The organism is Acidovorax sp. FG60, assembly GCF_057808995.1.
Genome location: NZ_JBMDJC010000034.1, coordinates 16770 through 27661 on the forward strand (window position 1 = coordinate 16770; position 10892 = coordinate 27661).

General features: G+C 61.7%; 17 protein-coding genes. 4 read left to right on the top strand and 13 right to left on the bottom strand.

The features are described from left to right. Positions 1–83 precede the first annotated feature (83 nt). Positions 84–587: a peroxiredoxin family protein gene (locus tag ACODS0_RS26940; RefSeq protein WP_121422005.1), complete on the top strand. Its 504-nt coding sequence runs from the start codon at positions 84–86 to the stop codon at positions 585–587. Between the two features lie 235 nt (positions 588–822). Here ACODS0_RS26940 and ACODS0_RS26945 read toward each other — a convergent pair whose 3' ends face one another. Continuing rightward, the gene (locus ACODS0_RS26945; RefSeq protein ID WP_055394996.1) at positions 823–1278 is read right to left on the bottom strand and encodes a c-type cytochrome; all 456 of its coding nucleotides are present in this window, start codon (positions 1276–1278) and stop codon (positions 823–825) included. Positions 1279–1437: 159 nt separating this feature from the next. Here ACODS0_RS26945 and ACODS0_RS26950 point away from each other — a divergent pair, with 159 nt between their 5' ends. From ACODS0_RS26950 to ACODS0_RS26960, 3 genes are all read left to right on the top strand, one after another. Next, a complete protein-coding gene (locus tag ACODS0_RS26950) occupies positions 1438–2118 on the top strand; it encodes a cytochrome b/b6 domain-containing protein (RefSeq protein ID WP_121507823.1) in 681 nt (226 codons plus the stop codon). 46 nt (positions 2119–2164) lie between these two features. Next, positions 2165–2656, top strand: coding sequence for a GNAT family N-acetyltransferase (locus ACODS0_RS26955; protein ID WP_121422003.1), 492 nt, complete (start codon positions 2165–2167; stop codon positions 2654–2656). Positions 2657–3602: 946 nt separating this feature from the next. Then, positions 3603–4493: a reverse transcriptase family protein gene (locus tag ACODS0_RS26960; RefSeq protein ID WP_488838297.1), complete on the top strand. Its 891-nt coding sequence runs from the start codon at positions 3603–3605 to the stop codon at positions 4491–4493. 141 nt (positions 4494–4634) lie between these two features. On the opposite strand, the gene ACODS0_RS26965 is transcribed toward ACODS0_RS26960, so the two are convergent. From ACODS0_RS26965 to rpsJ, 12 genes are all read right to left on the bottom strand, one after another. After that, a complete protein-coding gene (locus tag ACODS0_RS26965) occupies positions 4635–5144 on the bottom strand; it encodes a peroxiredoxin (protein ID WP_055394989.1) in 510 nt (169 codons plus the stop codon). 258 nt (positions 5145–5402) lie between these two features. Continuing rightward, on the bottom strand, positions 5403–5672 hold the full coding sequence (rpsQ, locus tag ACODS0_RS26970; protein ID WP_055394987.1) for a 30S ribosomal protein S17: 270 nt from the start codon (positions 5670–5672) through the stop codon (positions 5403–5405). Positions 5673–5681: 9 nt separating this feature from the next. Continuing rightward, positions 5682–5876 (bottom strand): 50S ribosomal protein L29, encoded by a 195-nt coding sequence (gene rpmC / locus ACODS0_RS26975; RefSeq protein ID WP_055394985.1) that lies wholly within the window; start codon positions 5874–5876, stop codon positions 5682–5684. Positions 5877–5892: 16 nt separating this feature from the next. Beyond that, entirely contained in the window at positions 5893–6309 is a 417-nt protein-coding gene (rplP, locus tag ACODS0_RS26980) for a 50S ribosomal protein L16 (protein WP_015012190.1), read from the bottom strand. Positions 6310–6311: 2 nt separating this feature from the next. Beyond that, positions 6312–7193, bottom strand: coding sequence for a 30S ribosomal protein S3 (gene rpsC, locus ACODS0_RS26985; RefSeq protein ID WP_055394983.1), 882 nt, complete (start codon positions 7191–7193; stop codon positions 6312–6314). Between the two features lie 15 nt (positions 7194–7208). Beyond that, on the bottom strand, positions 7209–7541 hold the full coding sequence (rplV, locus tag ACODS0_RS26990) for a 50S ribosomal protein L22 (protein ID WP_007847806.1): 333 nt from the start codon (positions 7539–7541) through the stop codon (positions 7209–7211). A gap of 9 nt (positions 7542–7550) precedes the next feature. Beyond that, on the bottom strand, positions 7551–7826 hold the full coding sequence (gene rpsS / locus ACODS0_RS26995) for a 30S ribosomal protein S19 (RefSeq protein WP_010467177.1): 276 nt from the start codon (positions 7824–7826) through the stop codon (positions 7551–7553). Positions 7827–7836: 10 nt separating this feature from the next. Next, positions 7837–8661, bottom strand: a complete 825-nt coding sequence (gene rplB / locus ACODS0_RS27000) for a 50S ribosomal protein L2 (RefSeq protein ID WP_010467175.1) — start codon at positions 8659–8661, stop codon at positions 7837–7839. A 2-nt stretch (positions 8662–8663) separates the two neighbouring features. After that, complete coding sequence (gene rplW, locus ACODS0_RS27005) at positions 8664–8978, bottom strand: 50S ribosomal protein L23 (protein ID WP_010467173.1); 315 nt, start codon at positions 8976–8978, stop codon at positions 8664–8666. Further along, complete coding sequence (gene rplD, locus ACODS0_RS27010) at positions 8975–9595, bottom strand: 50S ribosomal protein L4 (protein WP_008906425.1); 621 nt, start codon at positions 9593–9595, stop codon at positions 8975–8977. The genes rplW and rplD overlap by 4 nt, the downstream gene beginning before the upstream one ends. Further along, positions 9595–10269 carry a 50S ribosomal protein L3 gene (rplC, locus tag ACODS0_RS27015; RefSeq protein ID WP_055394981.1) on the bottom strand — a complete coding sequence of 225 codons (675 nt, stop codon included), beginning with the start codon at positions 10267–10269 and terminating at the stop codon, positions 9595–9597. The genes rplD and rplC overlap by 1 nt, the downstream gene beginning before the upstream one ends. Positions 10270–10501: 232 nt before the next feature. Then, the gene (rpsJ, locus tag ACODS0_RS27020; protein WP_005796953.1) at positions 10502–10813 is read right to left on the bottom strand and encodes a 30S ribosomal protein S10; all 312 of its coding nucleotides are present in this window, start codon (positions 10811–10813) and stop codon (positions 10502–10504) included. Positions 10814–10892 lie beyond the last annotated feature (79 nt).

Consider the following 10892-nt stretch of genomic DNA (forward strand, 5'->3'; position numbering starts at 1 on the left):
GTTGTTAGGGCAGGTCCGGCACAATGCCGGTAGCAGGCCCGGGTACCCACAGGGGCCACAGTTTCAGGATGAATGGACAAGTCATGGCGATCAAGCATTGGGCGGCAGGGGTGGCAGTGGCAGCATTTGCGGCCGTGGGTGCCTATGTGTACCTGGATACAGGCCGCTCTGCGGCACCGGAATCCACCTTCGTGTTGCTAAACGGCACGAGCCAATCCACCGCCGATCTGCGCGGCAAGGTCACGCTGGTGAATTTCTGGGCCACCAGCTGCACCACCTGCGTGGCCGAAATGCCCGAGATCGTGGCCACCTACAACAAGTACCACGCCAAAGGCTTCGACACGCTGGCCGTGGCCATGAGCTACGACCCGCCCAGCTACGTGGTGAACTTTGCCGAAACCCGCAAACTGCCCTTCAAGGTGGCGATCGACAACACCGGCAAGGTGGCTCAGGCCTGGGGCGATGTGCGGCTCACGCCATCGACCTTCATCGTCAACAAGCGCGGCGAGATCGTGAAAACCTATGTGGGGGCGCCGAACTTCCCCGAGTTGCATCAATTGATCGAGAAGTTGCTCGCAGAGACCTGAGCTGCGCCTCCGTCAGTCCTTCCAAAGACAAAAGGCCGATTTCATGAGAAATCGGCCTTTTGCGCTTATGGGGCAAGCGCCAGCAGCTATCAATTTTGCAAATGACCTCTGAAACTGGCGTTGCCCAGAGGAGCGGACGCCGCGCAAGGGCCGCCCCGCCGCGCTGGCGCCGTCCCCCTTCCCGGAGCGCGTAGAGAGAAGGGGGAAGCGGCGCAGCCGCTCAGGGGGATGTGCCTTATTTCGCGCGGTAATTGTCGTGGCAGGCCTTGCAGGTGCCGGCGGCCGCGCCGAACGCGGTCTTGAGGTTGTCCAGATTGCCCGTCTTGGCCGCAGCGGCCAGCTTGACGGATTCGGCTTCGAGCTTGTCGGAATGCTCCTTGAACTTGGCCTGTTCGGTCCAGATTTCAGGCAATGCCTTGGTGGGCGCGCCCTTGTCGGTGCCCGCGCCAAATCCCGCCCAGGGCAGCTTGGCCATCTGCGCCACCACGTCCGCGTTCTCCTGCGCGGCCTTGGCGTCGAACGGGATACGGCCATTGGCCATGGCCCCAAGGCGGCCAAAGTGCTGGCCCATCACAAACAGCGCGCTCTGGCGGTATTTGATGGCGTCTTCCGCCTTGGCGAACTGGGCAGAGGCCGGTGCGGACAAGGTCAGCGTAGCGGCGGCAAGGGCGAACGCGGCAAGTGCTTTCATAGGGAGATTCCTTTTTCGTGGGGTGGACAGGCTCTGAGAGCCCGGGGCAAGTATGCCGTTTTACCGCCCATTTCGCAGCGGGCATGCTCTTTCGGGTTGACCCCGCCTCCTTCACAATGCGGCCCACCACCCTTCGTCCAACCACCCTGCCCCGCCGCCATGACGCAACACTCCGTACGCATCTGGGACCTTCCCACCCGCATCTTCCACTGGGCACTCGCCGCGAGCGTCGTGGGCCTGGTCATCACCGCCAAGGTGGGGGGCAACGCCATGGAATGGCATTTCCGGCTGGGGTACGGCGTGTTGGCGCTGCTGGTGTTCCGCATGGTCTGGGGGCTGATGGGCGGGCGCTGGTCGCGCTTCACGAGTTTTCTGTACTCCCCGATGCGGGTGCTGCGGTATCTGCGCGGTTCAGCCCACGCCGAAGACAGCATTGGCCACAGCCCACTGGGCGCCCTGTCGGTCTTTGCGCTGCTGGCCGTGCTGGTGGCCCAAGTGGCCACCGGTTTGTTGAGTGATGACGAGATCGCCTTCGCTGGCCCGCTCACCCGGTTTGTGTCGAATGCAGTGGTCGGCCAGGCCACGGGCTACCACAAGGAAATTGGCCAGTACCTGGTGCTGGGGCTGGTGGGGTTGCACCTGATCGCCATCATTTTCTATGTGCTGGTTCGCCGCCAACGCCTCGTCCGGCCCATGCTGCATGGCGACAAGCTGCTGCCCGCCCCGGCCACGCCGTCTCGCGACGACTTGACCAGCCGGGCCGTGGCGCTGGTGGTGCTGGCCCTCAGTGCCGCGCTGGCCTGGTGGGTGTCCTCTCTGGGGGCAGCGGCGGGGTTCTAGCCAGACTCGCTACACTGCGGCTTCCGCTGTTTTGAACTACTGCGTTTTGGACAAGCCTTCCGTCACCCTGCTGACCCCCACCTCGCCCGCCGAGATGGAAGCGGTCCGCACCATCTTCCGGGAGTACGCCGACACCCTCGGCGTAGACCTGTGTTTCCAGGACTTCGAGACCGAACTCGCGGGCCTGCCCGGCGACTACGGCCCGCCGCGCGGCGCACTGCTGCTGGCCCAGGTCGAAGGGGCGATTGCCGGCTGCTGCGCCCTTCGACCACTGGATACGGCCGACTACCCCAACGCGAGCGAAATGAAGCGGCTGTACGTGCGCAAAGCCTTCCGGGGCTTCGGCCTGGGCCGCGAACTCGCGGAGGCCATGCTCGACCGGGCGCGCCAGGCGGGTTACGCCTGCGTGCTGCTCGACACGCTCGACGACATGGAGTCGGCCCGGGCGCTGTACACCGACCTGGGCTTTGAAGAGATTCCACCCTACTACCACAACCCCATTGCGGGGGCGCACTACCTCAAGGTTGATATTTCTTGAGTTTTTGGTGCCTAGCGCTCATTGATATTGCGTCAATAGCTATTAAATTTATAGCAGTTATAGAATCAGACCGGCCCGGTGCCAAGCACTTCGAGCCTGTTGATCAGGATCGAGCCGTGGGGCAGCCCCACGGTGTTGTCTTCCAACGCGTCCATCGCGGCGCGCGAACCTCCCGCCACCCGTGGCGTGCAGTTCGCACCCAACCCGCAGGTTGACACCGGGCCAACTTCCTACACTTCGCAGCTTCGTGACGAAGACTCCAGCCCGCACACGCGCACTGGCCAAGGCGCTGGCCATGGCCGTGCTGGCCGATGCACGGGAGCCGGAGCGTCGCACCCTCCAGGCACTGGCAGCGCGCGCAGGTGCCTGCCTGGGTAACAACACGACCCTGGCGGACAGCCCCGTTCCACTGCCGCCGCCCTTGCTCGAACAGCTGCGCCGCCTGTCCCACGCGTCCGGGGCCGAATGGGCGCGGCTGGAGGCTGAGGACGTGGCCACCTGGCTGTGCTGGGGTGTCTGGTGGCGCAAAGCGGGGCTGCGCAATGGCGCCACCCTGCAGTCACTTACGACGACCTTCGACCAGCAGGAGGAAAAAGACCAGGACGCCTGGGACGAGCTGGCGGGCGACGACGATGAAAACGCCGAACCAGCCCTGCCTTTGCACCAATGGCCCGACCCCCAACTCGCCCGGGCTTTCCGCACCTGGGCCGCCAGCCCACGCACCGGGGAGCCGTTGCACTGGCTGCTGCGCTCCGCCACGGCAGGCGCGCACCCCGCATGGATGGGCCGTGAGCGCACCACGCCCTTGCTGCTGGCCGCCACCGACGTAACCGAGGCCCTGGCCGTTTCGCTGGATGACCTCCTGTGGCTCGCGCCCGAGCATGCGCACTGGCGCGAACGCCAGGAAGGGGGCCATGCCCTGCCCCTTTCGCACTATCGCTACCGCTTGCTGCCCAAGCCCAGCGGTGGGCTGCGCCTGCTGGAGGCGCCCCGCCCGCGCCTGGCCAGCACGCAGCACCGCATTCTGGACAGCCTGCTGGCTGGCGTGCCCGTGCACGAGGCCGCGCATGGCTTTGTGCGCGGCCACGGCGTGGGCACCCACGCACAGGTCCACACCCAGCAGGCTGTGGTGATACGGTTTGACCTGGCCGATTTCTTCATGTGCATCACGGCCACCCGCGTGCGCGCGCTGTGGCGGGCACTGGGCCATGGTCGCCCGGCCGCCGAGCTGCTCACGCGGCTGACCACCACGCGAACCCCTCAGGCCGTCCGGGAACGATTGCTGGAAGCAGCCCCCCAGCCGCGGGAGGCCATCGCGCAGCGCCGTGCCATCAGCACGCGCCTGAAACAGCCCCATTTGCCGCAGGGTGCGCCCACGTCGCCCGCCTTGGCAAATCTGTGCGCCTTCGGGCTGGACCTGCGGCTGAACGCCCTGGCAGAGCGCTTTGGCGCGCGCTACACACGCTATGCCGACGACCTGGTGTTTTCAGGTTCAAAGGCGCTGCACCAGCAGTGGGTGGACTTGCGCGCCTGGGTGACCGCCATTGCCCAGGACGAAGGATTCACCCTGCGCGCGGACAAGACCCGCGTGATGCCAGCGCACCAGCGGCAGTATGTGACGGGACTGGTGGTCAACGAGCGTACCAACTACAGCCGCACACAGTTCGACATCCTCAAGGCTCGCCTGCACCGGCTGGGCCAACAGCCCCAGGTGGACATCAGCGAACGGGCCCGGCTGACCGGCGAGGTCCAATGGGCCAGTCAATGGCTGGCGCCGACACGCAGAGCGAAGCTGCAGCGGCTGCTCCATGCCATCCGGTTTTCCAACGAGCTTTAGATCCGCTCAAGGCCTTCCCGGGATCACGCTTATGGCCGGCTTCGCCAGTTCTCGCCACAGCAATGGCGACCCCGGCAGCCGGCCCAAGCCAGAACGCCCCACATCGCAGGGAGCACTCGGCGCAGCCGGTTAACGCCGAACTCAAGCCTTTTGGGCTTGCTGGAGCAGCGTGTCAGCGTCGCTAACTTCAAATTTGCCCGGGGCTTCCACGTTGAGGGTGACCACCTTGCCGTCGCGCACCAGCATCGAATAGCGGTTGCTGCGCAGACCCAGACCCTTGCCCGTCAGATCCAGCGTCAGACCGGTGGCCTTGGCGAAAGTGGCGTCGCCGTCGCCCAACATGCGGACCTTGCCATCGGTCTTCTGGTCACGCGCCCATGCGCCCATGACGAAGGCGTCGTTCACGCTCACGCACCAGATCTCATCCACACCTGCGGCCTTGAACTCGGCGGCCTTTTCCACATAGCCTGGCACATGCTTGGCCGAGCAGGTGGGCGTAAACGCTCCGGGCAATGCAAACAGGGCAATCGTCTTGCCAGCCGTAGCCTTGTCTACAGGCACAGGGTTCGGGCCGATGCTGCAGCCTTCGCCCTCGACTTCCGAATATTCCATGAGCGTGCTGGCAGGCAGGGTGTCACCGACTTTGATCATTGTTATCTCCTTGGGATGGTGGAATGGATAGCGGGATGAATGGGATTGGATACGCGAAGTGCCCCGCGCCGCCAACACAACATGACGTGCGCAAAACAAGGCTCAGACAAGCGACTCACGCCAAAGCGAGTTGATGCCGCATCCCGATTTGCCTGAGTCCTAAAAAAGTGGGCCACAAAGCAAAACGACCCACATTGTGGGTCGTTTTGAAAGGCTTTGCCGTCCGGGGTCTTGACCCCGGGGCAATGGGATGCTGATTTACAGCAGACCGGCCTTTTGCACCAAGCGGGTAGCCACCCAGTTCTTGGTCTTAGAGAGCGGACGGCTTTCGGTAATTTCGATCACGTCGCCCAACTTGTACTCGCCATTTTCATCATGGGCGTGGTACTTGCTCGACTTCGCAACGATCTTGCCGTAGAGCTCGTGCTTCACACGGCGCTCGACCAGCACGGTCACAGTCTTTTGACGCTTGTCGCTGACCACCTTGCCAACCAAGGTGCGCTTGAGGGATTTTTTAGGTTCCGTCATGTGGGCTCCTTACTTGGCGGCTTGCTTTTCAGCAAGAATGGTCTTTGCACGGGCGATATCGCGGCGGGTGGTGCGCAGCGTGTTGGTGTTAGCCAATTGCTGCGTAGCCTTTTGCATGCGCAGGCCGAAGTGGGCCTTTTGCAGCGCCTTGATTTCGGCTTCGATACCGGCGACGTCTTTTTGGCGAAGTTCAGTAGTCTTCATTGCTTGTTCTCCTGAATTAAGCGCCAAGGTGACGACTGACAAACGTGGTGCGCAGCGGCAGCTTGGCTGCAGCCAGGCGGAACGCTTCGCGGGCCAGTTCTTCAGGCACACCGACGATCTCGAAAACGATCTTGCCGGGCTGGATTTCGGCCACGTAGTACTCGGGGTTGCCCTTACCGTTACCCATACGCACTTCTGCGGGCTTGGTAGAGATAGGCTTGTCCGGGAACACGCGGATCCAGATACGGCCGCCACGCTTGACGTGACGGGAAATCGCACGGCGTGCAGCTTCGATCTGGCGGGCCGTGAGACGGCCACGATCGGTGCACTTCAGACCGAAATCACCGAACGCAACGGAGGCACCCCGCGTTGCGACACCGGTATTACGGCCCTTTTGCTCCTTGCGGTACTTGCGGCGAGCAGGTTGCAGCATACTTATTCTCCTTTTCCGTCCGCTGCTGTAGCGGGCGCGGCGACTTTGCGTACGCGCTTAACGGCGGTGTTATCAGCGCCACCAGCTTCCACTGGCTTGTCGCTGCCGTCGGCCGGAGCGGTGTTACCACCGACTGGACGACGTGGGCCACGGCCTGCGCCTGGACGATCGCCACCTGGGCGGCCGTCACGGCGTGGACCGCGTGGGCGGCGTTCTTCGTCTGGACGTGGAGTTTCCACGGCAGGCAGGTCGTTACGACCCAGCGTATCGCCCTTGTAGACCCAGACCTTGACGCCGATCACACCGTAGGTGGTCTTGGCTTCAGAGGTACCGTAGTCGATGTCGGCGCGCAGCGTGTGAAGTGGCACGCGGCCTTCACGGTACCATTCGCAACGAGCGATTTCGATACCGTTCAGACGACCGGACGACATGATCTTGATGCCCTGGGCACCCAGACGCATGGCGTTCTGCATGGCACGCTTCATGGCGCGGCGGAACATGATCCGCTTTTCGAGCTGTTGCGTGATGCTGTCGGCGATCAGCTTGGCATCGATTTCGGGCTTGCGCACTTCTTCGATGTTGACAGCCACTGGCACACCCAGGCGCAGAGCGAGTTCCTTCTTGAGGTTCTCGATGTCTTCACCCTTCTTGCCGATCACCACACCAGGACGTGCCGAGTAAATGGTGATGCGGGCGTTCTTGGCTGGACGCTCGATCAGGATGCGCGACACAGCCGCGTTCTTCAACTTGGCCTTCAGGTACTCACGCACCTTGATGTCTTCGGCCAACATGCCCGCGAAGTCGCGGTTGCTGGCGTACCAACGGCTGGACCAGTTGCGGCTGACCGCAAGGCGGAAGCCGGTAGGATGGATTTTTTGTCCCATAGTCTTCCCGAGCCTTTAGTTGCCAACCGTCACGTACACATGGCACGTGGGCTTGCTGATGCGGTTGCCGCGGCCTTTGGCGCGCGCGGTGAAGCGCTTGAGCGTGGTGCCTTGTTCGACGTAGATGGTCTTGACCTTCAGTTCGTCGATGTCAGCGCCATCGTTGTGTTCGGCATTGGCGATGGCCGACTCCAGAACCTTCTTGACGATTCCCGCAGCTTTTTTCTGCGTGAAGTTCAGGATGTTCAGAGCCTGGTCCACCTTCTTGCCGCGGATCAGGTCAGCGACCAGACGGCCCTTGTCGACCGACAGACGGACGCCCCGGAGGACTGCACGTGTTTCAGACATGGTCGTTCCTTACTTCTTCGCTTTTTTGTCAGCGGGGTGACCCTTGAAGGTGCGCGTCAGGGCGAATTCGCCCAGCTTGTGGCCCACCATCTGGTCGGTGACATAGACAGGTACGTGCTGCTTGCCGTTGTGCACGGCAATGGTCAGACCGATGAACTCGGGCAGAACCATGGAGCGACGCGACCAGGTCTTGACTGGTTTCTTGTCCTTGGTGGCAACGGCCTTTTCGACCTTGGCCAGCAAGTGATGGTCAACAAATGGACCCTTTTTAAGAGAGCGAGTCATCTGTTACCCCTTACTTCTTGCGACGCGACACGATCATGATCTGTGTGCGCTTGTTGTTACGGGTGCGATAACCCTTGGTCAGATTGCCCCAAGGATCGACTGCATGGCGGCCTTCGCCGGTGCGGCCTTCGCCACCACCGTGAGGGTGATCCACAGGGTTCATGGCCACGCCGCGAACCGTAGGACGAATACCCATCCAGCGCTTCACACCGGCCTTGCCCAGTTGGCGCAGGCTGTGCTCTTCGTTGGCCACTTCACCAATGGTGGCGCGGCATTCGATGTGGATCTTGCGCACTTCGCCGGAGCGCATACGCACTTGAGCGTAAACGCCTTCACGGGCCAGCAGCGTTGCCGAAGCACCAGCCGAGCGAGCGATCTGAGCACCGGCACCGGGCTTGAGCTCGATGCAGTGGATGGTCGAACCCACGGGGATGTTGCGGATAGGCAGCGTGTTGCCAGCGCGGATCGGGGCTTCCGAACCGGACAGCAGGGTTGCGCCCACTTCCAGGTTGCGGGGAGCGATGATGTAGCGGCGCTCGCCGTCGGCATAGCACACCAGAGCGATGTGGGCCGTACGGTTGGGGTCGTACTCAATGCGCTCAACCTTGGCCGGAATGCCGTCCTTGTTGCGCTTGAAGTCCACCACACGGTAGTGGTGCTTGTGGCCACCGCCCTTGTGGCGGGTGGTGATGTGACCGTTGTTGTTACGACCGGCCTTCTGGAATTGTGGCTCCAGCAGGGGGGCGTACGCTTCACCCTTGTACAGGTGGTCACGCGTGACCTTCACCACGGCACGTTGGCCGGGCGAAGTGGGTTTCATCTTGATGACAGCCATGATTACGCGGCCTCCCCGGAGAGGTTCAGCTCTTGACCTGGTTGCAGCGTGACGTATGCCTTGCGAACGTTGTCGCGGCGGCCGATGGTCTTGCCAAAACGCTTGGTCTTGCCTTTGGTGTTCACCACAGAGACGCCCTTGACCTCGACCTTGAACATCAATTCCACAGCGGCCTTGATTTCTGGCTTGGTTGCGTTCTGCAGCACCTTGAACGTCACAGCATTGGACTTTTCAGCAACCATGGTGGCCTTTTCGGACACGATGGGAGCGACCAGCACTTGCATCAGACGACCTTCGTCAAACTTGAGTGTGCTCATGCGAACATCTCCTTGAGTTTGTCGATTGCACCCTTGGTGACGAGCACTTTCTTGAAACGCACCAGCGACACGGGATCGGCGTAACGGGGCTCAACGACGAGCACGTTCACCAGATTGCGCGAAGCCAAGTACAGGTTTTCGTCCACTTCGTCGGCAATCACCATCACCGATTGCAGGTTCATTGCCTTGAACTTGTCGGCCAGGACCTTGGTCTTGGGGGAGTCAAGCTTCAGCGAGTCGACCACAGCCAGACGACCTTCGCGGGCCAGCTGCGACAAGATGGCAGACATACCGGCGCGGTACATCTTCTTGTTGATCTTCTGCGTGAAATTTTCGTCAGGCATGTTCGGGAAAATCCGACCGCCCCCACGCCACAGTGGCGAGGAAGTCATACCTGCACGTGCGTTACCCGTACCCTTTTGCTTGAAAGGCTTCTTGGTCGAGTGACGGACTTGCTCGCGGTCCTTCTGGGCGCGAGTGCCTTGGCGTGCATTGGCCTGGTAGGCCACGACGATCTGGTGCACCAGATCTTCGTTGTATTCACGACCGAACACGGTTTCAGGAACATCCAGCTTGGACGCGCCTTGGCCTTGGTCATTCAGGAGTTCGAGCTGCATTAGTTCGCTCCTTTGGAAGATTTGGCCTTGACCGCTGGACGCACCGTCACGAACCCACCCTTGGAGCCCGGAATAGCGCCCTTGATCAAGAGCAGTTGACGCGCTTCGTCGATGCGGATGACATCGAGGTTTTGCGTGGTCTTGGTGACATCGCCGAGGTGGCCCGTCATGCGCTTGCCGGGGAACACGCGACCGGGGTCTTGTGCCATACCGATCGAGCCAGGCACGTTGTGCGAACGGCTGTTACCGTGCGACGCGCGCTGCGAGCTCATGTTGTGACGCTTGATGGTACCGGCGTAACCCTTACCGATGGAAGTGCCTTGCACATCGACCTTCTGGCCCACGGCAAACACATCGGTTACGGGCACCGCTGCACCTGCGGCATATTTGCCAGCGGTATCAGCAGTGACGCGGAATTCCTGGATGATTTCACCGGCTTCCACACCTGCCTTGGCAAGGTGGCCGGCTTCTGGCTTGGTTACGCGCGATGCTTTGCGCGAACCAAACGTGACCTGCAAGGCCACGTAGCCATCGTTCTCTTGGGTTTTGACCTGGGTAACGCGGTTGTTGGACACATCCACCACCGTGACAGGCACTGCGTCCCCATCATCGGTGAACAGACGCATCATGCCCACTTTGCGACCCAGCAACCCGAGGGAGTTGCTCAGACTCATTGGTTTTCTCCAAAACTCTCACCGCCACAACTTCAATTGGCTGCAGCGTTTCCGCAAGCTCTCGCCCGCGTGTATGAAAGAAGGTTAATAAAACTCCGCCAATGCACACCTTTTAACAGGCGCAAATTGAGCGAAGCCCTAAAGTATAACGCGAACTGCTTTTTCAAGCAAGTTCGCGTTATTTCAGACACTGCAAGGCGGGCGGGCCCACCTCACAACGGCCGTCGCTACATCACTGCAGCTTGATTTCGACGTCCACACCAGCCGGCAGGTCGAGCTTCATCAGGGCGTCAACGGTCTTGTCCGTTGGGTCCACGATGTCCATCAGACGCTGGTGCGTGCGGATTTCGAGCTGGTCGCGGCTGGTCTTGTTGACGTGCGGCGAGCGCAGGATGTCGAAACGCTTCATGCGTGTCGGCAGGGGCACGGGGCCCTTGACGATGGCGCCGGTGCGCTTGGCGGTGTCAACGATCTCGGCAGCGGACTGGTCGATCAGCTTGTAGTCAAACGCCTTCAGGCGGATGCGGATTTTTTGCTTGGACATGGCAAGTTCCTTATTCTGCTTATGAATTAAGCAATGATCTTGGCCACGACGCCAGCGCCCACGGTACGGCCGCCTTCGC